Source organism: Maridesulfovibrio sp. (assembly GCF_963678865.1).
In the GTDB taxonomy this organism is placed as follows: Bacteria; Desulfobacterota; Desulfovibrionia; order Desulfovibrionales; family Desulfovibrionaceae; genus Maridesulfovibrio.
The window spans coordinates 386,759-408,530 of record NZ_OY787459.1; the positions used below are offsets into that span (position 1 = coordinate 386,759).

At 45.2% G+C, this 21,772-nt stretch carries 14 protein-coding genes; 9 read left to right on the forward strand and 5 right to left on the reverse strand.

Translation table 11 applies throughout. The features are described 5' to 3' along the window. Positions 1 to 37 precede the first annotated feature (37 nt). From ACKU41_RS01645 to ACKU41_RS01655, 3 genes are all read left to right on the forward strand, one after another. Positions 38 to 2,650, forward strand: a complete 2,613-nt coding sequence (locus ACKU41_RS01645) for an ABC transporter substrate binding protein (RefSeq protein ID WP_321403678.1) — start codon at positions 38 to 40, stop codon at positions 2,648 to 2,650. Between the two features lie 384 nt (positions 2,651 to 3,034). Then, positions 3,035 to 5,488: an endopeptidase La gene (gene lon, locus ACKU41_RS01650; RefSeq protein WP_319781124.1), complete on the forward strand. Its 2,454-nt coding sequence runs from the start codon at positions 3,035 to 3,037 to the stop codon at positions 5,486 to 5,488. 158 nt (positions 5,489 to 5,646) lie between these two features. Beyond that, entirely contained in the window at positions 5,647 to 6,741 is a 1,095-nt protein-coding gene (locus ACKU41_RS01655; RefSeq protein ID WP_321405240.1) for a serine hydrolase domain-containing protein, read from the forward strand. On the opposite strand, the gene ACKU41_RS01660 is transcribed toward ACKU41_RS01655, so the two are convergent. Next, a complete protein-coding gene (locus tag ACKU41_RS01660) occupies positions 6,731 to 7,021 on the reverse strand; it encodes a hypothetical protein (RefSeq protein WP_321403680.1) in 291 nt (96 codons plus the stop codon). The two genes, ACKU41_RS01655 and ACKU41_RS01660, sit on opposite strands and share 11 nt — an antisense overlap. 821 nt (positions 7,022 to 7,842) lie before the next feature. Here ACKU41_RS01660 and ACKU41_RS01665 point away from each other — a divergent pair. Together ACKU41_RS01665 and ACKU41_RS01670 are read left to right on the forward strand one after the other, a co-directional pair. Beyond that, the gene (locus ACKU41_RS01665) at positions 7,843 to 9,396 is read left to right on the forward strand and encodes an alkaline phosphatase (RefSeq protein ID WP_319781121.1); all 1,554 of its coding nucleotides are present in this window, start codon (positions 7,843 to 7,845) and stop codon (positions 9,394 to 9,396) included. A gap of 237 nt (positions 9,397 to 9,633) precedes the next feature. Beyond that, entirely contained in the window at positions 9,634 to 10,764 is a 1,131-nt protein-coding gene (locus ACKU41_RS01670; protein ID WP_321403682.1) for a YibE/F family protein, read from the forward strand. 156 nt (positions 10,765 to 10,920) lie between these two features. Here the strand turns inward: ACKU41_RS01670 and ACKU41_RS01675 are convergent, their stop codons facing one another. Beyond that, on the reverse strand, positions 10,921 to 12,237 hold the full coding sequence (locus ACKU41_RS01675) for a M23 family metallopeptidase (protein WP_319781118.1): 1,317 nt from the start codon (positions 12,235 to 12,237) through the stop codon (positions 10,921 to 10,923). A 288-nt stretch (positions 12,238 to 12,525) separates the two neighbouring features. Here ACKU41_RS01675 and hysB point away from each other — a divergent pair, with 288 nt between their 5' ends. From hysB to ACKU41_RS01695, 4 genes are all read left to right on the forward strand, one after another. Continuing rightward, entirely contained in the window at positions 12,526 to 13,473 is a 948-nt protein-coding gene (gene hysB, locus ACKU41_RS01680; RefSeq protein WP_319781117.1) for a NiFeSe hydrogenase small subunit, read from the forward strand. A 23-nt stretch (positions 13,474 to 13,496) separates the two neighbouring features. Further along, a complete protein-coding gene (gene hysA / locus ACKU41_RS01685; protein ID WP_407944414.1) occupies positions 13,497 to 15,032 on the forward strand; it encodes a NiFeSe hydrogenase large subunit HysA in 1,536 nt (511 codons plus the stop codon). 323 nt (positions 15,033 to 15,355) lie between these two features. Then, a complete protein-coding gene (gene hysD, locus ACKU41_RS01690; RefSeq protein ID WP_319781114.1) occupies positions 15,356 to 15,829 on the forward strand; it encodes a NiFeSe hydrogenase maturation protease in 474 nt (157 codons plus the stop codon). 178 nt (positions 15,830 to 16,007) lie between these two features. Continuing rightward, entirely contained in the window at positions 16,008 to 17,642 is a 1,635-nt protein-coding gene (locus tag ACKU41_RS01695; protein WP_319781113.1) for a tetratricopeptide repeat protein, read from the forward strand. On the opposite strand, the gene ACKU41_RS01700 is transcribed toward ACKU41_RS01695, so the two are convergent. The 3 genes from ACKU41_RS01700 to sucD all read right to left on the reverse strand — a co-directional run bounded on the left by ACKU41_RS01700 (position 17,620) and on the right by sucD (position 21,697). After that, positions 17,620 to 18,411 carry a 4Fe-4S double cluster binding domain-containing protein gene (locus tag ACKU41_RS01700; protein ID WP_321403692.1) on the reverse strand — a complete coding sequence of 264 codons (792 nt, stop codon included), beginning with the start codon at positions 18,409 to 18,411 and terminating at the stop codon, positions 17,620 to 17,622. The two genes, ACKU41_RS01695 and ACKU41_RS01700, sit on opposite strands and share 23 nt — an antisense overlap. A gap of 108 nt (positions 18,412 to 18,519) precedes the next feature. Continuing rightward, positions 18,520 to 19,611, reverse strand: coding sequence for a glycosyltransferase family 4 protein (locus ACKU41_RS01705; RefSeq protein ID WP_321403695.1), 1,092 nt, complete (start codon positions 19,609 to 19,611; stop codon positions 18,520 to 18,522). Beyond that, positions 19,604 to 21,697 (reverse strand): succinate--CoA ligase subunit alpha, encoded by a 2,094-nt coding sequence (gene sucD / locus ACKU41_RS01710; RefSeq protein ID WP_321403697.1) that lies wholly within the window; start codon positions 21,695 to 21,697, stop codon positions 19,604 to 19,606. Before sucD ends, ACKU41_RS01705 begins: the two co-directional genes overlap by 8 nt. Between the last annotated feature and the right edge of the window lie 75 nt (positions 21,698 to 21,772).

Sequence of the window (21,772 nt, forward strand, 5' to 3'; positions counted from 1 at the left end):
TTTTGCTAGCACCGGGTTGTCAGCAGAGCGTAAAGTTTTGCTCATCAATTCATATCATCCCGGATTTCCTACTTTCTTCGATCAAATCGAAGGCCTTAAATCTGTTCTCGGTCCTGCCGGAGTACATCTTGATGTGGAATTTATGGATTCTAAACGATTCATGAATGAGAAAAATATTAGTGCTTTCAAAGAGTTGCTGGCGATGAAGCTTTCAGAGTTAGGCCGGTATAACGTTATTGTTACCTCGGATGATAATGCTCTGAATTTTGCGCTTGAGAACCGGAATAAGCTTTTTCCCGATATTCCGGTTGTTTTTTGTGGAGTTAATAACCAGTCTAAGGCTCGATCCCTAAACAACAATGATGATTTTACCGGGGTTATTGAGGCGGTTTCCATGGAAGAAACAATTGCATCAATAACTAATATTTTCCCCAATATTAATAAGATCTATTCCATAGTGGATTCAACTCCCAGTGGACAAGCGGATCTTTCGGTGATGAATCAGTTGTTGGATAAATTTCCAGCTATTGAATTTGAGGAACTTTCACTAAAACATATGAGCTGGGCGGAACTGGGTGATGCTTTGTCTTCTTTGTCCGCTGACAGTGCTGTTTTACTGCTTTCCGCCTATCGCGATAAATTCGGTTTTTCAAAATCTTTTGACGATAGTTTGCAGGCCATTATGTCTCGTTGCCAAAGACCAGTCTTTCATCTTTATGAACATGGCCTTGGCGACGGGATTTTCGGGGGGAAGGTAATATCTCATTTTGAGCAGGGAGTTATTGCCGGGCGTATAGCTCTTGATATTATCAATGGCAGGGCCGTTAAAGACCTTCCTGTTGTTGAAGGTGGTGACGCCAATAAATTTGTTTTTGATCGTAATATGTTGAACCGTTATAATGTTAGTGATTATTTACTTCCGAAAAATCACACCATAATCAACGAAACTAAATCTCTGTGGAAAAGCCATAAAATTGAAATAGTTGTCGGAAGTCTTATCATTCTGGTACTTTTGGTTTTTTCCATTGCATTATTATTAGCCTACATCAAATTGCACCGGACGAAGGAACTGGTCCGTGTGAGTCAGGAAAGGTTTGCCCTTGCCATGGCTGCAAACAAGGATGGTGTGTGGGATTGGAACATTAAAACAGATGATGTTTATTATAGTCCCGGCTACAAAGCCATGCTTGGATATGGTGAATATGAGCTCCCGTACCATGTTGATTCATGGCTTGACCTTATCCATGAGGATGACAGGGAGCAGGCTTTCATCGAGAACAGTAAGTGTATAGATAATAAAATTGAGAATTTTGAAGTAGAATTCCGTATGCAGCACAGGGACGGAAGGTGGTTGTGGATTCTCGGGCGCGGTAATGCTGTAGAGAGGGATAAGTCTGGAAAGGCTGTGCGAATGATCGGTACACATACCGATATAACTGAATTGAAAAGTTCTCTTGTAGAAAACAGGCTTTTGCGTAACTATCTGAAAAGTATAATTGATTCTATGCCCTTTATCTTGGTTGGATTGAACAGCGAAGGACAGGTGACTCGCTGGAACAAGAAGGCTTCTGAGGTTGCCGGGCTTAGCGATGAACATGTTTTAGGACGTCAGGTTGACGATGTTTTTCCCAGATTATCTCCGTATATGGAGCATGTCAGGGAAACGGCGCGAAGTCGCGAAGTCTGGACTGATTCACGTGTCGTGCGCAAAAAAGATGGTGATATTTTTTATGATGACATTATGATCTACCCGCTTTTTGATGAAGAACAGGAGGGCGTTGTTGTATTGATTGAAGATGTAACGGAGCGGGTCAGGTTGGAGGATATGCTGGTCCAGAACGAAAAGATGCTTTCTGTGGGGGGACTTGCTGCAGGCATGGCCCATGAGATCAATAACCCGCTTGGAGTTATTGCACAGGGAACCCAGAATATATTAAGGCGGCTTCTGGGTGATCTTCCCGCGAACCAGAAAGCGGCAGAGAAAAGGGGAGTGAATCTCGAAGATCTGCAGGGTTATATGTATGACCGGGGAATTCCTAAAATTATCGACGGGATAGCTTCCGCTGTTGACCGGGCAGGAAGAATTGTCAGGAATACGCTCAGCTTCAGCCGCAAGAATCAGGACAATTTTAAGCAGCATTCTCTTGCTGAGCTTTTAGACAAGACAATAGATCTTGCCGGAAATGAATATAATCTCTCGACTAAATATGATTTTAAGAAAATTGAGATTGTCCGTGAATACGATATTGATGTGCCTACTGTTTTTTGTGAAGGAAGTGAAATTCAACAGGTCTTCTTGAATCTTTTGAAGAATGGTGCCCAGTCCATGAATTCGAAGGAATATGAGAACGAAGGCCCGAAATTCATACTCCGTTCTTATGAGACGTCAGGTTGCATTAATATTGAAATTGAAGATAACGGGCAGGGCATTGACAGCGCAGTCCGTAAACGGATCTTCGAACCTTTCTACACAACTAAAAAGGTAGGAGAAGGAACGGGATTGGGACTGGCGATTTCATACTTTATTATAGCTGACCTTCATCAGGGTTCTTTGGATGTTTATTCTTCTCCGGGCCATTGGACGAAGTTTGTTATCTCGTTGCCTATTCTGCAACAGCATTTGGAAAATGAGATTTCGGCAATAGGATGAATCAGTTTTTAAAGAACCGGGGTAATCCTATTGAAACTTTTCCCGATAGAGAGTGCAGTCCCCGCCAGCAGGTGTTTTTTATGTATAATGTAATTAATCACGGTTTGCGGTTTGACAAAATGGTAGCAGGTATTATTTCATGTTTCTAAAGGTTTATCGTTTCCTTGCTTTTCAGCTTCACATGGCTGAAACAAAGTGACAGGTGAACGCAGGCAAGTTTACGATATGCTGATGACTTTTTTAAAAATCAATCGTCGTGTTAATTGTTTAACTGACATTTCAACATAACATTTTTCCCTGATTTGGTGCCTAAGCCTATGAACGGACGTATCGTTTGTTCTCGTTCGGTTTAAAGACGTTTCCGGGTTAAAAGCAGGAGGATAAATGTCGTCCACAGTATTTGAAGGTGGCAATACATCCGCTGAACAAAATATTCTGCCAATGATGTCCTTGCGGGAAGTAGTAATGTTTCCGCGTTCCATTGTGCCTCTTTTTGTCGGTCGTGAGTCTTCGATCAAGGCTATTGAAGAGGCTATTTCCGATTACGACAAGAAAATTTTTCTGGTCACTCAGGAATTTCCTGAAAAAGAAAAACCTGAGCCGGAAGATCTTTTTCAGGTCGGAACTGTCAGTAAGATTCTGCAGATGCTCAGGTTGCCAGACGGCACGATTAAGGTGCTTTTTGAAGGTATGTACCGTGCCCGGTGGAATCCCGAATCAGAAGAGGTTGTTTTCGGTGAAAATTTTCCGCTGGTAAATATTGAGCGGGTGGATGATCTGCCTGCCGAAGAGCATACTACCGAGGCATTGGTGCGCTCTGTTCACGAGGCCCTTGAAAAATTCGGTAAAGTGAACAAGAAGATTGCTCCCGAGACAATTCTTGCTATTTCAACCATTCGTACTGCCGGAAAGCTGGCTGATTCGATCATGCCCCACCTTAAGGTGGAATTCCTCAAAAAGCAGACTATTCTTGAAATGGTTGATCCCATTGAAAGGCTTGAAGCTGTTTATGAGCTCCTGCTTGGCGAAATTGAAATCGTGTCCATTGAAAAACGGGTCAAGAACCGCGTTAAAGGGCAGATGGAAAAAAACCAGCGAGAGTATTACCTTAACGAGCAGCTCAAAGCCATTAATAAGGAAATGGGCCGCGAGGATGATCCTCAGGCGGAAGCCCATGACCTTGAAGAACAGCTCAATGAAAAGAACATGGAAGAAGAGTCCAGAGAGCGGGTGCGCAAGGAAATCAAAAAATTGCGCCAGATGGCACCTTCCTCTGCCGAGTACACCGTGGTCCGCAATTATGTGGACTGGGTTATGGAGCTTCCTTGGAATAAATATAAAAAGACCAAGCTTGATATAGCTGAAGCGCGTAAAATTTTGGATGAAGACCATTATGGTCTTGAGAAGCCCAAGGAACGTATTCTTGAGTACATGGCCGTGCAGTCACTCGTAGAGACAATTAAAGGGCCCATTCTCTGTTTTGCGGGTCCTCCCGGCGTTGGTAAAACTTCCATCGCCCGTTCTATTGCCAGAGCCATGGGACGCGAATTCGTTCGCCTTTCATTGGGCGGAGTGCGTGACGAAGCTGAAATCCGTGGCCATCGCCGGACTTATGTAGGGGCGTTGCCGGGTAAGATCATTCAGTCTATGAGACGTTGCGAATACAGCAACCCGGTCATCTGTCTTGATGAAGTTGATAAGATGAGCACCGATTTCAGGGGTGACCCCTCCGCTGCTCTTCTTGAGGTGCTCGACCCGGAACAGAATGGCACATTCAATGATCATTACCTTGATCTTGATTACGACCTGTCCAAGGTCTTTTTCATTACGACTGCGAATGATCTGCATTCCATTCCGCTGCCTCTGCAGGACAGGATGGAAATTATCCGGCTTCCCGGTTACCTCGAAACCGAGAAGATACATATTGCCAAGGACTTTCTGCTGCCAAAGCAGATAGGTGAGCATGGTCTTAAGGAAGACAACCTTGCCATCTCCGATAATGCCATGATCGACATTATTCGTACCTACACCCGTGAGGCAGGAGTTCGTAACCTTGAACGGGAATTGGCCAAGGTCTGTAGAAAGACTGCCATGCAGATCGTGGAGTCGGGTGACAAAAATAAAAGTGTCCACGTAACCACTGCAAATCTGAGCAAAATTCTCGGAGTATATAGATTCCGGTACGGTGCCAGTGAAGAGAAATCCCTTGTAGGGGTTTCTACCGGGCTTGCCTATACCCAGGTGGGTGGTGAAATGCTCATGGTGGAAGTTGTACTCATGCCCGGTAAAGGTAAAGTTGTTATTACCGGTAAGCTTGGTGAGGTCATGCAGGAGTCTGCTCAGGCAGCGCTTTCATATATTCGCTCCCGTTCCGACCTTTTCGGGCTGAAATCAGATTTTCATGAGAAGATCGATATACATGTTCATGTGCCTGAAGGAGCTACTCCCAAGGATGGCCCATCTGCAGGGATTACTCTCTGTACCGCCATTGCATCCGCGTTCCTGAATGTTCCGGTTCGGCATGATCTGGCCATGACCGGGGAGATCACCTTGCGTGGCCGGGTTCTGCCTATCGGCGGCCTTCGGGAAAAGCTTCTGGCTGCTCACAGGGGTCTTTCCAAGACCGTGCTGATCCCTATTGATAACAAGAAAGACCTTAAGGATGTGCCGGATGTAATTCTTAAGGATCTTGAAATTATTCCGGTGGAGAGTATGGATGAAGTGCTTAGCTATGCTCTGGATAATCTTTCAACGGAAGAGTTGTTCCGGGGGCGCGACAGCGCTACTCCCATAGCGCTCAATCTGATTAAGGAAGAGTATCAGGCTCAGCCGCATTAAGTCCGGTTTGTGTATAGCTGTTTTGAAAGGATGCCCTGTAGCGGGGCATCCTTTTTTTTATTCCCGGTTCCGTAGGGCATGGTTTCATGCTAGAGTTAAGCATGGAAAGTAACCATAAAATATATAAAGAAGCTTTGATTATAGGCTGGTTACGACATGTGTTTACGGTTGTTTTTGTAATTGTTTTTATTCTTACTATTTTTATTTGCTCAGTTGCATCAGGTGATAATGATCTCAACCGGATTTTGCAGGAATCGATCCGGGAACTGAAAATTCCCGGTGCAGTGATGATGGTGGAAAATCCTCAGGGACAGGTCCGGACCTACCGGGCCGGGGTGCGCCGGGTCAAAGGCCGCAGACCCATGAGTGATAATCTTAGATTTCGGATAGGCAGTGTTACAAAGACATTTGTGGCTTCTATTGTACTTATGCTTGTACAAGAGGGCAAAATCGGACTTGATACCGAAGTTCATGATATTTTGCCTGATATCCTCTCTGAGGATGAGCATGTCACAGTTCGGAATCTGTTGCAGATGAGGAGTTGTCTGGGCAATTTTACAATGGATAAGGCGTTTTTGCGTTTGTTTAGGGAAAGGCCGTGGACGCATTGGAAACCTGAACATCTCCTTAAATTCGGGGAAAAGAAGCGATGCAAGGAAGGATGGAAATTTGAATATAACAACTCTAACTATATCCTTCTGGGGTTGCTGATAGAGGAGGTGACCGGAGATAGTTTTGAAAATCAAGTCTATCAAAGGATACTCGATCCTTTGAATTTAAAATCGACAACTTTCCCTGTTAGGAGTGCCAATATTTCTGAACCGTATGCACATGGGTATGATTATAATTTCCAGACCGGTAAGATTATTGATCTGAGTTTGAAAATTAATCCTTCATGGGCATGGTGTTCCGGAAACGGGGTGTCGACAGCGCAGGATTTATTAAATTGGATAAAGGCATATCTGAACGGGTTTGGCATAGGGAGCAGTCTTTTATCGGAACAGATGGATTTTTTACCTGTAACTTATGATGGTGTTTCATACGGTCTGGGAGTGATGTACAAGTATGCTGCTGTAGGGCATAACGGTAATTTCGCAGGCATATATACAGCCGCCGCTTTTAGGTACAAGGGGTATTACTTTGTCATTTTGACCAATGGTCAGGCCTACGGAGGAGGTCGGAAAGCAACCGCAGAATCTATTTTCTGGAGAATTGTAAAGAACTCGGTATTATTTAAAAACGCTAAAAACTGAAGCTGAATCCCAGTCCGATACCAATTGTACTGGGCGGTGCGTCCGGTCCGTCATTGGTGAATGCAGGGTTATCGTCCAGACCGAAAATAAGATTTGTGCTCATCTCATCCGTAATATTCAGACCTGTTATAAAATCAGTTAAAGAAAGATTCTCTTCCATACTCAAAACTGTTTGAGTTTCTTTTGGTTTTGCGTCTTCAACATATCCGAAATCAGCAGCAAAGACATTGTTAGTACCGAAGAACAGCAGGGCTGTTGTAATGATGATTGATTTCCACATTTTCCACCTTCCCTTTTATGTGCGGAAATTTTATCCCCTCGTCGTATGAAATAATACAAAATATGGGCCATCACGCTGTAATCCCAATAATTCAGGAAGATGAGGCTCTGTGTCGTGATTCTGTTTGTAATTAGGTAGGAAAAATAATCGATTTTCCGTCCTGTGTACCTCTCGATTTAAGGTTGCTGCTATGTTGAAATACAGGGGCGAGTCTTGAGTATGTGTATGTGTGAAACTCTGCGCTCATGATTTCTTTGCCACTGCTGTGGCATGTTTGGCCATAACATTGGGTGAAGTTCTGAATTAGATATTCATTTATGAAATAATCCATTTCAAATATGAAATGGATTATGGATATAGAAATTTTATCTTTTCGAAAATACACATATTTTTCTTTTTTAGTCATTAAATGCGTTATTAAGGAAATATTTTTAAAAAAATGAACTTATTTTCATTTTTTAAAAAAGACAAAATTTCAGATTGTTACAATCGTGTTACGACTGCTTCTCGTTATTTTTCAATTAGATGTCTATTGACAATGTGGACATTCATTCTAATGTGGCTGTAATTTCATGCTAACAGCGTGAAATGACGTGTTGTTGACATGGGTTTTGGACTATTCCCTTTCTGGGAATTGGTGGATCACTTTGATGCGGACTGATCTGTCGGAAGTTCATAATTACACATGCTCAATGTTGCATTGTGAACTTTGTGTCTGTGGTGTCGTGTAATGACGCACAGGTTGTAAAGTGAACATTACAGCTGTTATTCCCGGTTGTTACCGGTGAATAGCGTAACTTAAAACGGTAAGGAATGTGAAAATGGTTAGAAGAATTGTTCGTCCATTGGTTTTGGCTATCTGCCTGGCAATGGTAGCGGCTACAGCTTTTGCTGCAGCTCCCAAGTATGTTTTCTATTTTATTGGTGACGGTCTAGGACCTTCACAGCGTATGGCTGCAGAGCTTTACAACAAAATGGAAAAGAATGATGCCGACGCCAAGCTGATCATGAATACTTTTCCCCAATCTGCACTGGTAACCACTTACTCAGATAACACCCTGATCACTGACTCGGCAGCAGGCGGAACTGCTTTGTCCTGTGGTTACAAAACCACTAACGGTTACCTTGGTAAACTGCCTGATGGAAGTGATATCAAGTCTATTGCTGAAGCTGCAAAAGAAAACGGATACGCAGTCGGTATTGTTACTTCTACCCGTTTGACTCATGCAACACCGGCTTCTTTTTCCGCACACAATCCTGACCGTAATGCTGCTAATGAAATTGCGGTAGATCAGGCTGATTCCGGCTTTGATTTCTTTGCGGGCGGCGGTTATCGTTATTTTGTAGCCAAGAACAACGCACAGGGTCTGAAGTCAAAGCGTATGGATGATGTGGATGTTGTTAAAATGTTCGCCGACCAAGGTTATAAAACTTTCGTTGGTGATTCCAGCCGCGATGCTTTTCGTTCTTACAAGCCTAAAAAAGGGGAGAAAGTTTTTGCTGCTCTGACTTACAGCCATTTGCCTTACGAAGTGGAGCGCCGTAACAGTAAGCTGACTGAAAATAAGCTGCCTTCTCTGTGCGAACTGACTGGGAAAGCAGTGGAATCCCTTGCCGCTCAAGAGAAACCTTTCTTCCTGATGGTTGAGGGTGGACGTATTGACCATGCAGCCCATGCTCACGATCCTGCTTCCACCATTCTTGATACTATCGCAATGGATGAAGCTGTGAAAGTTGCATATGATTTTTATAAAAAGCATCCTGAAGAAACTCTGATCGTTACCGCGGCCGACCATGAAACAGGTGGTGTAGGACTTGGGATTTCCATGGATTCCAAGGGTTACTTTCTCAATCTTAAGGCTCTGGAAAAGGTTCGTGTTTCCGCAGAAGACAATCTGAATCAATATTATAACAAACTGGCAGCTAAAGAGTCAGACCTGAAAAAACGTCATGCCGCTTTCATCGCTTATGTTGAAAAAGAGTGGGGCCTGACTGACCGTACTGCTGCCGAAGATAAGATTCTCGTAAACGCCATGGATGTTCAGGATAAGAACCAGAACCTGCCCAAAGACAAAAAAGTGAGTTACGGATATTCTTATACTCCGACCATGGTAGCTGTTACCGATCTGATTTCCCAGCGAGCAAGGATTTCATGGACTTCCTTTGTACACACCGGGACATTTATTCCTGCAACCGCCATCGGAGTAGGGTCTGAAAGATTTAACGGCTTCATTGATAACACTGATATCCCCAACCGGATGGCAGAAGTGATGGAAGTTAAACTTTCTGACATCAAACATACCGATTCCAAGGCTCTGTTGGGTAAGACTTACGGCCCCCAGGAAAAATACGCGAAAATTCCGTACAACAAATAGTTGTATCGAATTAGTTGACGATTTAAGGTCCCCACGCCCGTGGGGACCTCTGATTGCTTATATAGGTATCTCCTGCAGCGTAAAATAAATGGCCGTGAGTCTGCGGACATGAATTATCTTACGCTTGGATGCACTGCAAAAGGCTGAAACTTACGTGTGATTATATACGCATCGTTCCAGCCTTTTTTTGATCCTTGTTTTCAGCTCTTTCCAGACTCTGTGTAATATGAGGTAGTAATGAAAAAGTTCGCATCCCCTGTTTTTTTTATCCTGATGATTGTCGGGCTTGTCGGCCTGTTGAAATATGAAGATCCCGGGACGGATATAAAAACCGGTCTGCACGAATTGCGGGCAACCGTTACTGCGGTAAATAATGATGCTCTTGTCGAAATGGGTACTGCCCGTATAGGCGGACAACATGTAACTGCGATATTACAGGACGGGGAAGTCAAAGGGCAGACCGTAACCGGAGTTAATCAGTTGACCGGTCAGCCGGAAATGGATGAGCTGTTTCATCCCGGAGATACTATTCTCATGGCGGTACGCATTGTTGACGGTAAACCGACGCAAGCACGCGCCGTTCACCAGTTCCGTCAGGGCTGGGAGCTTAGCCTGTTCGGATTGTTTATCATTATCCTGTTGATTTATGCCCGATTAATAGGCTTAAAGGCGCTGTTCAGTTTTATCACCAGCTTTTATATTATCTGGAAATTTTTCATCCCCGGACTGCTTGGCGGCGGCAATCCAATTCTTTTGACTGTGGTTACCCTTACATTGCTTACAGTGGTGATCATTACCTGTGTAGCCGGATTGTCGAGGGTTACTGTAGTGGCTACCATGGGGACTCTCTGCGGTCTTTTGCTGGCGTTGAGTCTTACCTTGTTTTTTGGCGAAAAACTTAAGCTGGCGGGCATGACCGCGCCGTTTGCAAGCATGCTGGTTTTTTCGGGTTACTATACACTGGATCTGCTGGATATCTTTTATGCTTCTGTAATACTCGGGGCTTCCGGGGCGGCTATGGATATTGCCATGGATGTTGCCGCTTCCATGAACGAGGTCTTGGCTAAGAAGCCGGACATCACCCGCAATGAGCTGATCAAGTCCGGATTCAACGTAGGACGTATGGTTACCGGGACCATGACAACGACTCTTCTGCTGGCCTATTCCGGAGGTTATCTGACTATGCTGATGGTTTTTATGGCCAAAGCTACGTCTTTTACGCGTATGCTTAATTTTAAGCTGGTGGCAGCGGAAATTTTTCGCACATTGGTCGGAAGTGTAGGGCTTGTTCTGGTGGCGCCGATTACAGCGATACTGGCAGGATTTATTTTATGCGGAGTTAAGGAACTCAATAAATCACGCAACTGAAAAGATCTGGCTCACATAATAAAAAAGACGGATTTTTGTGGAAGTGCCGAAGGTAGGAGAGAAAAAGATAGGAATGTCGTAGATGATGTTTTCTCAGCAGTAAAAAAAAGTCCCGGACAGAGATTGTCCGGGACTTTATATTTTTAGAGAGTAATTCTAATTCAGTTTGCTGGTAATGTTGTTTTTGATCCAGTGAGCGTCCCACCATTCGACAGGATTAACCGGAATACCGGCACAGATGACACCGTAATGCAGGTGGTCGCCACCAGCCATGCCCGTTGCTCCGGTCTTACCGATAATCTGGCCCTTGGCGACCATGTCTCCGGGCTCCACTTCAATTACACTCAGGTGAGAGTAGAGGGTCTGCAGGCCAAGACCGTGATCAATGATCACCGCGTTGCCGTAGATGCCGAAATCTGATTCCGCAAGTACAACGCGACCATTGTTCGCCGCAGGAATGGGAGCCTGCCGGGTACTTGCGAGGTCAATTCCCAAGTGGGTCTGGTTGTCAATGACTTTTCCACCATAGTAATAGCTGCGTTTGTCACCGAATCCGGCACGGGGAGCGGCATTGGGCAACCTCATGAATTTACCTTCAAAAAGAAAGGTAGATGAAGTTTCTTTTGCTACCCGGTGCAACTCAGCACGGTTTTTCTTTCGCAGATCACGGTTGACCTTGAGGAAAAGTTCCACCTGACTGGGCAGGCCGGGATAATCTCCCTCAAACTGAGGCATTTTTGTGTTCAGGAAACGGTCTGAGATGTTAATCCGGTCATGCCGGTAGGTTTTGCCGTTGGCATGGTACCAGAATGAACCTTTGCGGATATTTCCTGCGGCATCTTCTGCAATCAGCACAGGGTTAAAGTCTTTTTTCTCAGTGTAGTACGGCATGGCGAAGAGGCATGCGTAAGTCCCGTTCGGTTGTTTGTGACCGGGGAAAAAATCTTCGTTCACCTGTACTCCGGTTTTAACCGGGGTTTCACTGACATTATAAATGAGCAGACCGCAGCCACCCTGATTAAAGTTATGGGTGGTGGATTGAACAGTGATTTTCGGGGCAATTGTATCAAGTGTGTAGTTACCGCGGGCAATAACCGCATTGCCGCTGCCGAATCCGGCAAGAGAAGTATCTACAGCCCATACTGCCAGTTCAAAAGGTCCTTCCTTGATTTGTTTTTTCTTAATTAGAATGTCTTCATTGTAGTCAAAGCTTCCCTTGGGAAGATTTTTTTCGGTGAGAGTAATTTTCTTGTCACCCTGCGAAAGAACTATTTTGACTGCTTTAAGGCCGGACTGGGTGTCGCTGATATTCACATTGATAGGAGTATCATAGGTTGTATAACCATTGCCCGGTTTCAAGGTTGCCTGAGGAGAGGTTGTGTCCTTGTAAAGTAGATAGGCCCCGGTCCCGATTACAGCGACAAGAATGATCAGCAGGAAAATTTGTCCAATACGACTTTTCTTTTTAGCCATTATAAATCCTTAATTTTTTCATGTGAATCTTTAAAAACACACATTTTTTGTACTCCTGCTGAGCATAACCATAAATCTAGACAGGATTCAACATACAACATTGTTAAAAAAAGAACGATCTATGAGTTGTATAGGTACTATCTATGCATATGCCAGTTTTATATCAGATATTGTTGACGAAAAAAGCTGGAGTGTGTATTTGTTTTCAAAAATATCGTCGCCGTGGCGGTTTTTTTTATTTAGTAAGGACAGTGCCTTACTACGCCGGCAACCACCAAGGAGGTAGGGATGAGTTTGACCAGGCGAGATTTCGTGAAAATGTGCACAGGAACTGTGGCTGGATTTGGGATTTCCCAGATGTTCAACCCCAGTGTTGTGCATGCGCTGAAAAAGTTTGTACCGAATGTTTTCTGGCTGCAGGGACAGGGCTGCACCGGTTGTTCGGTTTCCATACTTAACTCAGTGCATCCCTCTATTGCAGAGGTTCTTCTTGATGTGATTAACCTTGATTATCATCCGACTATCATGGGTTCCGAAGGCCACGAAGCCTGGGGATACATGATGGATCAGGCTGAAGCCAACAAGGGTAAGTACATTGTTATTGTTGAAGGTGCCGTTCCCACAGCTGAGAACGGTCATTTCTGTATCGTTGGTGCAGACGCCAACCATAAAGAATACACCATGAGTGAGGCCACTCTCGAGATGGCCAAAAATGCTGCTGTGGTTGTAAACGTTGGTACTTGCTCTGCATATGGCGGTATTCCCGCTGCTGAGGGAAATGTTACCGGCTCCATGTCTGTAACCAATTTCCTTGCAGAAAACGGTGTGAAGACTCCCGTAGTTAACATTCCGGGTTGCCCCCCCCATCCAGACTGGATGGTCGGAACCCTCGTTGTCGCTATCAATGCTATTGAGGAAAAAGGGCTGCAGGGCGGTCTGGCTGAAGTTGTCAAGATTCTTGATGACAACGGTCGTCCTACACCTTTCTTCGGTAAAAACATTCATGACAACTGCCCATTTCTTGAGCAGTTCGACAACGACGAATATGCTGAAGTATTCACTGACCCCGTTAAATGCCGTTACGAGCTTGGCTGTAAAGGTCCAAACGCCAACTCCGACTGCTTCAAACGCAAGTGGAACGGCGGCGTTAACTGGTGTGTTGAAAACTCAGTATGTCTTGGCTGTGTAGAACCGGGATTCCCGGATGAAATGTCTCCCTTCTACGAAGCCGGTTAACCGGAAAAGGAGTATTAATCCTTATGTCTTCATCTCATGCTCCCGCCGCCAAGGACGGGAAACTTAAGATTGCCATTGATCCGGTTACCCGAATCGAAGGTCACCTCAAGGCTGAGGTCGTAGTTAAAGACGGTAAAGTAGTGGATGCATGGCTCTCCGGCGGCATGTATCGCGGTTTCGAGAACATCCTTGTCGGACGTGATCCCCGTGATGCAGCCCAGCTGACCCAGCGTCTGTGCGGTGTTTGTCCAACTGCTCATTCCACTGCTTCCACCCGTGCTCTTGATGACGCTTTTGGCGTAAAGCTGACCACCAACGGTCGTGTAACCAAAAACCTCATCTTCGGCGCTAACTACCTGCAGTCTCATATTCTGCATTTCTATCATCTTGCAGCTCTGGACTTCGTACGCGGTCCCGGCAAAGCTCCCTTTGTTCCCCGCTTCGAACATCCTGACCTGCGTCTTGATGAAAAAACCAACAAGGTAGCTGTAGACCAGTACGTTAAGGCTCTTGAAATCCGCCGTATCTGCCACGAAATGGTAGCTCTCTTCGGTGGTAAAATGCCTCACATCTCAGGTCAGGTCGTTGGTGGTGCAACTGAAATTCCGACCCAGGAAAAGCTCGCTGAATACGCAAGCCGTTTCAAGCAGGTCCAGAAGTTCATTGCTGAAACCTACGTCCCCACTGTTTACCTTATCGGTTCCGTCTACAAAGATCTGTTCAAGATCGGTGGCGGTTATAAAAATGCTATGGCTTACGGCGTATTCCCCATGGATGATGCTGAGTCCGAATTCCTGCTCAAGCCCGGTGTATACATCGACGGCAAAGATGCAGGCTTTGACCAGAAGCTCATCAAGGAATACACCAAGTACGCATGGTACACCGACGAGTGTTCCGATCTGCATCCCAGCGAAGGTAAAACCATCCCGGATGTACATAAGAAGGACGCTTACAGCTTCTGTAAGGCTTCCCGCTACAACGGCCACGCTGTTGAAGTCGGTCCCCTTGCACGTATGTGGGTTCATAACCCCGAGCTCAGCCCCATGGGTAAAAAACAGCTCAAGGATCTCTTCGGCATCGAAGCCAAGATGTTCCGCGATCTGGGCGAAGATATGGCATTCTCCCTCATGGGCCGCCACGTTGCACGCGCAGAAGAAGCCTACATGGTTGCAAACGCAATTCAGGATGCATGGCTCAAGGAAGTCAAACCCGGCGAAGAAACCTACGTCAAGTCTGAAATTCCGCAGTCTGCAGAAGGTCTCGGTCTTACCGAAGCACCCCGTGGCTCCCTGCTGCACTACATCAACATCAAGGACCAGAAGACTGCCAATTACCAGATGATCCCCGCGACCCTCTGGAACAGCACCCCTCGTGATGACAAAGGTCATCGCGGTACCATCGAGGAAGCCCTCGTGGGTACTCCGGTTCCCGATCCGAAAAACCCTGTTGACGTCTCAAGGATCATCAGATCCTTTGACCCGTGACTGGGTTGTGCCGTGCACGTGCTGCACGCAGAGACCGGTGAAGAGCATGTTGTTCACGTAGGCGAAGGCTGCTAACGTAACGACGTTTCACTGAATATAAACTCCCGGTCGCAGGGTCCCTGTGTCCGGGAGTTTCCCTTTATAGTCTCCGACGGCTCTCCGAGGTCCAAAGAACCCTTTTGCAAAAGGGTTCTTTGGACTCTCCCAAAACCTTTCAGTAAGGCTTCGCCGTCTTTGTTTTCGAAGACCTTCATAGAAAGCTATTCGCAAAGCATAACTAAAACGTCTTTGAAAGAGAGGGGATGGGGTCTGGGGAAGGGGAGAGAAAACTTTGCTAACGCCCAAAGTTTTTCTCTCCCCTTCCCCAGCCGCCGGAGGCATCCCAAAAAGGATATAAAATGAAGAAACTGTTGGTACTTGGGATTGGAAACATCCTCCTTGGCGATGAGGGCGTCGGGGTGCATGCTGTAGAAGAGTTGAAGAAAGAAGAATGGCCCGAGTTCGTCCATCTGGTGGACGGCGGCACATTCACTCATGATATTTTTCATATTCTGGAAGGCTATGACGGACTTCTGGTGCTGGACATCGTTCATGGCGGGAAGGATGGCGGCACCGTATATTATCTTGAAGAAAAAGATATTATCGACAACGAGAAACAACGTTTGTCACTGCACGACATTGATCTTGTTGATTCCCTGAATATGGCCGGAGCAGTCGGCAAGCGTCCTGCAATGCGTATTCTGGGCATGGAGCCTGAGAACTACACTGACTGGTCCATGGAGATGACCGATACCTGCAAGGCGGTATTCCCCGGCTATGTTGAACGGGCCCGTCAGGAGATCAAGCGTTTTATTGAGGAGTTTGATCAGTAGGGCTGTTTGAGTTTTTGGATTATGTTTTTTTTAACGGCAGTTCCTTTGTGGGGCTGCCGTTTTTTGTTTGGATAACACGATTGAACTAACATTGTTAAAAAATATGGTTATTGACTGTGATTGTTCTGATTATGTAAGTTCTTTTTGCTTAGTTAAATTTTAGTCGAAGGTTTTAGCAATGAACAAAACTCTAAGTTTTCTTGATCAGGTTGCAACTGTTCCTGCTGGTGTATGGAATGGCGTGATGGCTTTTTGTGCTGTTGGAGGATTGATCATCGCGTTTCTGACATATCGGGCTATGCAACGACAGAATGAGATAGCCAAAGAAGCTCAAACAGATGAGACTGTAAGAGAATTATTAGATAATTATAGAAGTGGATCGCAAGCGAAAGATGAAGAGATCAGTACGTTAAAGAAAGGGCTTAAAGATGCTGTTGAAGGTTTGCGTGAACTTGAGAAGCAAGATGATACTGCACAATTGGCAAAGCAAGCTGAAGAACAATTGAAGAAAGGGAATACTGAGTTAGCGAAGGCTCTTTATCGGCAAGTTGGGGAAGATAAGGAAAAGTGCGCTGAAGTTGTTAATGTAGAAGCTGCGAACGCTTATCGTAATTTAGCAGCGTTATCTTTTTTGAGTAATTATCGCGAGGCCTTTAAAGCATACGAGAAGGCGGTTAAACTTGATCCCAATACAGTAGAAGGGTGGATCGGTATGGCTCTCGCCCAAAAGCATCTTGGATTGTTCGGGGATGCTAAAGCTTCGCTTTATGAAGTTTTACGAAGGCGTGAGCAGTATGGTGCTTACGATAAGTTTGTGTCAGCTGCATTTGGTAATTTAGGAATTATTTATAAGCTTGAAGGCGATTATAATACTGCGGTAAGTTATTTTAAAAAGTCATTGAAAATTGATATAAAAAATAAGTCCCATGAGTTGGCATGTGGTTATAATAATATAGCGAATGTTAAAAGTTTACAGGGTGATTTTAATGCAGCAAGAAACTACTATTTAAAGGCTTTAGCAATAGATAAGAAATTAAATAGACTTAAGGGAGTTGCTGCCTCTTACTCTAATTTGGGTGTGTTGTATAAAATTCAAGGTTTTTATGATAAAGCTCTTGCGTTGTATAATAAGGCTATGAAAATTGATTTAAAATTAAATAATAAAGAAGGTGTGGCAGTATCATATACTAATATAGGTAACTTATATTTGGCTCAGGGTAATTTTGAATTAGCAAAAAATAATTACGACAAAGCATTAAATATTAATAGTGAGTTAGGAGACGTTGTTGGGCTTGCTACTCAATATGGAAATTTAGGACTTATTTTTTATGAAAATGGAATTTATGATCAAGCTAAAGAATACTGTCAGCTTGCATTAGATTTAGATTGTAAAACAGGATACAAAGAAGGTATGAGTATTCAATATGCAAATCTTGGAGTTATTTGTTTAGATCAAGGTGATTTACCAGCTGCTGAATATTTATATAATAAGGCATTGGATTTATATAAAGAACTTGGCGATAAGGTTGGAATTGCAATTCAGTATGGAAATTTTGGAACTCTTAAAAAGAAATTGAATGAATTTGTTAAGGCAGAACAGTTCTACATGAGTTCCTTGAAAATTAATCAAGAAATAGGACGAGAAGAAGGCATTGCGATGCAATATAAAAACTTGGGGTATCTTTATCTGGATCAGGATAGAGTTATCGAAGCTGTGGATAACTTTAAGAAATCGCAAACTATTTATCTAAAATTAGGAAGGTTACAACAGGTTGAATCCATTAAATCTCTTATTGATGACTGCTTAGATTAATTATCCTTCTCCACACCCTCAACCTACTTCCCCAAAACCAGCAAAATATTAAAGCTAGCTTTTGGGGCTGCCGTTTTTTCTTTCCCCATGGACAACTGGCAACACAAACCCCGCAAATATACGACGACAAATTCCCGTATCCCGAGACTTTGTTCAAATGATCCACACATGCAGTCAAATCTACAGCTTCATTGCGTGAAGCATAATAAAGGTCGGTATTGACGTTTTTTATGGCTCCTGAAGGGCAGGCGTCGGTGCATTTTGTACATTTGCCGCAACGGTTTCTGATCGGTTCGTCGGCAGGAATATCCAAGTCTGTAAGTATTGTTACAAGACGAACTCTTGGTCCGTATTGCGGGGTAACCAGCAACAAAGATTTGCCTTGCCAGCCTAATCCGGCATTGATTGCTACAGCCTTGTGGGAAATATAGGATACAAACCGTTCTTCACAGAGAATCTGACTGGCTGGAAGGGGCAGGGCTTTACCTCCGTTATTTTGGATAAAGCTGCTTACCCGGCAGGCGATATGATCAAGAAGGGCGTTAACGCGTTGGTAGTGCTGGGAATAAATTTCGGTAGGGGTGTCTACGATGGTATCAATAATTCCGTCCGCTAGCTGAACTGCAATTGAAATTGCCCGGGGGAAATTGTTCAGCAGATTCTCGGGTCTGGTTTCCATTCCTGCCATACGGGTTGAGTCTGCAACTCTAACCAGATCTGCGCCCCATTGTTTTGCATTTGCAAATAGATCTTCTTTAAGGTTAGTCATTTTTTACTCCTGATTAATAATTATTGCGGCAGTATGAGCAGATTCTTTAGTATCAGAGGCAAGAATTATCTATATAGAATAAAATTGACATATTCAGAAGTAAAGCCGTTATTCTTCGATAACTTCAATCAACTTCTTCAAAACCAACGGCGTATTAAAATTCTCCAACACCCGCACACGCCCTGCAGCTCCCATTTTCTTGCGTAACTCGCCATCAATAATCATCTTTTCCAGAGCTGCTGCCAATTCCTCACTATTTTCTACCGGAACTAAAATTCCAGTCTCGCCATCAGCAACAACTTCTGGATTGGAGCTGATATTAAATCCTACCACGGGTTTTTGCAAAGTCATAGCTTCTACAAGAGCATAACCGAATCCTTCCCATAATGAAGGTAAGCAGAAAATATCCTGCGAAGCGTGAAAACTTTTCATGTTTTCGATGAAACCGAGGAAGGAAACCTTGTCGTTTACGTCCAGTTCTGTGGCGTAATCTTTCAGTTCCTGTTCCATTTCACCTTTTCCGGCAATGAGAATTTTGAAATTCAAGTCCTTTTCTTTAAGCAGTTTTGCGGACTCAATGAGATGTTTTTGGCCTTTTTGGGCAGTCAAGCGGGCCGCATTTCCGATTACTACTTCACCATTTTGTGGTGTATAGAGAGTAGAAAAATTCTGTTTATCGAATTCGGCTACATCAAAACCGTTGTAGATCTGGCGGATTTTGCTTTCATCAATAAGGGATACGTTGTTGGCTAAAACGGTCCGTTTAGTTTCAAGGGAATTGACGATCAAGCGATCAACAACATTTTTATAGATGTAGCGGTTCAGGAAAGAATTTTTTACCGGAACGGCAATCCCGCGACGGTAAACTATCCGGTTAACCCCTGCGCGTTTGGCGGCGATGCCTCCGCTTTTGAGATCGGAGGGCAGTGCGGTGATCAGGGTCTGGATGTTGTTGTCTTTGAAAAAAGTCTTCAAGCGACCCATTAAAGCTGGATTAAGAAAGGAAAGATTGCCGATGGGTTCGCTGTGCAGTGTGATGCCCGGTTCGTTTTCAAGGCGGGATTTCAGTTCGGATTTATGGTTGGTTACCACGAAAACGTTGTAACCCTGATCCCGGAGGAGCAGGGAAAAGTGGTGGTTCCACTTCTCCCCGCCGCCCCAGGCTTTGTTGCTATTGAAAAAGCATATGTTTTTATTCACTTAACTTGATTCCAAGTGCGTCTGCTGTCAGCTGCGGTATTGATTCAAGGCTGGGACATACTGTGAATCCTGCTGCACGCATTTTTTCCAGCTTGCCCTGTACCCCGGTTCCTTCTTGAAGGATTGCACCTGCGTGGCCCAGACGTTTGCCCGGAGGTGCGGTCTGACCAGCAATAAAGGAAAGTACGGGTTTGTCAAATCCTGTTTCAATTACGTAATCCGCAAGATCCTGTTCAGCGGTTCCGCCGATCTCACCAAGGACCATGACCGCCTTGGTCTCATCGTGATTGCGCAGCATTTCGAAAACATCCGCAAAGGTGGTCCCGATGTATGAATCACCGCCTATGCCGATGGACAGCGACTGGCCGATGCCAACCTGATTGAGGCGGTCAGCGACTTCGTAGGTGAGTGTCCCGGAACGGGAAAGTACCGCCACCGGACCGGGGGAGAACGGGGTTGTTGGTAAAATGCCTATTTTGGTCTGTCCGGGTACAATCATGCCGGGTGTGTTGGGGCCGACGATGCGTGATTTACCGCCTTTGACCTGCTCCAGCACATTGAGCATGGCTGACTGAACAATGCCTTCAGTGATGCAGACTACCCATGGAATTTCGCAGGAAGCAGCTTCAAGGATGGCATCTGTAGCCAGCTTGGGCGGTACGAAAATGATGCTGGCCCCGATTTTATGATGCCGCTGCGCTTCTTTGATGGAGTTGTATACCGGAACTCCGAGAACTTCCTGTCCGCCTTTGAATGGGGTTACCCCGGCCACGATGTTGGAGCCGTATTCAAGCATAAGTTTCGTATGCAAACGACCTTCAGCTCCAGTGATACCCTGCACGAGGATGGGAGTGTCTTTGTTGATTCCGAAATTGTACGGCGATTTGTAACCGATGTCCTTGGGACGGGAATCAGGCATGGCTGCGATAGGCTCGGGAAATTCTATTTTCGGGGAGTCAGCAGGTTTGAGTCCGGTCAGCAGGTCAAGAGCTTCCTGCATATTTCTGGCCCGGTGCAGCTTGTCGCCTTTAACCTGCTTGAGTGCTTCAAGCCCCTCTTCGGCACTGTTACCGGACATACGTACTACGATGGGCTTTTCCGGTTCCTTTCCGCCCAGTGCTGCTACTAGAGCATTGGCAACCAGTTCGCAGGAAAGGATTCCGCCGAAAAGGTTGATCAGGATTGCTTTTACCTGATCATCATCAAAGAGCAGCCTCAAGGCGGTTTCAATGCGTTTCTGGTCAGCTGCACCTCCCAGATCCAGAAAGTTTGCCGCCGGGAGGTCGGAGAAGTTGAGCGCGTCCATGGAAGCCATAGCCAGGCCAGCCCCGTTGGCAATAAGACCTACCCATCCTTTGAGGGAAACAAAGCTCATTCCGGCGTCACGGGCTATGTTTTCTACCGGGGTAGAGTGCTCCGGTTGGTAGAATTTTTCAAAAGCCGGATTAAGGTCGACTATGTTGTCATCCATTTCAATTTTGCCATCAAGAGCAAGCAGCTTGCCGTATCCGGTCAGGGCCAAGGGATTGATCTCAGTCAGCAGCAGGCCGTAATCAATCATGGTGTTGTAGAGGTTCTTTACTATGTTGCTGAAATCCAAGAAAAGTTCTTTGGCAATTCCGATATGGAAGAATGCAGCGCGAATCTGGTTGGGTTGCAATCCGCCGGGCAGGCTAATTTCCTGAATAAGCAGGTTTTCCGGGCCCATGTTTTCAATTTCCACCCCGCCTTCCCGGCCCACGGTCATGATAACTTTACGGCGCTGGCGGGATAGGGTCAGGGAAAGATAAAATTCTTTGCGGATGTCCACAGCAGGTTCTGCCCGCAGAAAGGGAACTTTGTTGCCTTTGATCTCCATTCCCAGAATCTGGCGGGCTGTTTTTTCATAATCGTCCTGAGAATCTACCTTCTGGATACCCCCGGCCTTACCGCGTCCGCCTACCGGAACCTGTGCTTTCAGGATCCACGGCAGGGGGAAATATGGTTCCAGACCGGGAAGGTCTTTTTCTGAGATTTTTACCCCGGTGGGCACAGGCAGTCCGGCCTCTTTGAGCAGTATTTTACTTAAGTGTTCATTGAGAAGCATACTCCCTCCTGTATGCGGATGATGTAGATAATACGCTTAGCGCTTTGGTCATCATGTTTCGCCTCCGGGGATTAA

Coding starts and splice junctions, on each gene's coding strand:
- lon (WP_319781124.1), top strand. CDS start 3,035: ATGTCGTCCACAGTATTTGAAGGTGGCAATACATCCGCTGAACAAAAT.
- ACKU41_RS01660 (WP_321403680.1), bottom strand. CDS start 7,021: ATGTGGAAATCAATCATCATTACAACAGCCCTGCTGTTCTTCGGTACT.
- ACKU41_RS01665 (WP_319781121.1), top strand. CDS start 7,843: ATGGTTAGAAGAATTGTTCGTCCATTGGTTTTGGCTATCTGCCTGGCA.
- ACKU41_RS01670 (WP_321403682.1), top strand. CDS start 9,634: ATGAAAAAGTTCGCATCCCCTGTTTTTTTTATCCTGATGATTGTCGGG.
- ACKU41_RS01675 (WP_319781118.1), bottom strand. CDS start 12,237: ATGGCTAAAAAGAAAAGTCGTATTGGACAAATTTTCCTGCTGATCATT.
- hysB (WP_319781117.1), top strand. CDS start 12,526: ATGAGTTTGACCAGGCGAGATTTCGTGAAAATGTGCACAGGAACTGTG.
- hysD (WP_319781114.1), top strand. CDS start 15,356: ATGAAGAAACTGTTGGTACTTGGGATTGGAAACATCCTCCTTGGCGAT.
- ACKU41_RS01695 (WP_319781113.1), top strand. CDS start 16,008: ATGAACAAAACTCTAAGTTTTCTTGATCAGGTTGCAACTGTTCCTGCT.
- ACKU41_RS01700 (WP_321403692.1), bottom strand. CDS start 18,411: ATGACTAACCTTAAAGAAGATCTATTTGCAAATGCAAAACAATGGGGC.
- sucD (WP_321403697.1), bottom strand. CDS start 21,697: ATGCTTCTCAATGAACACTTAAGTAAAATACTGCTCAAAGAGGCCGGA.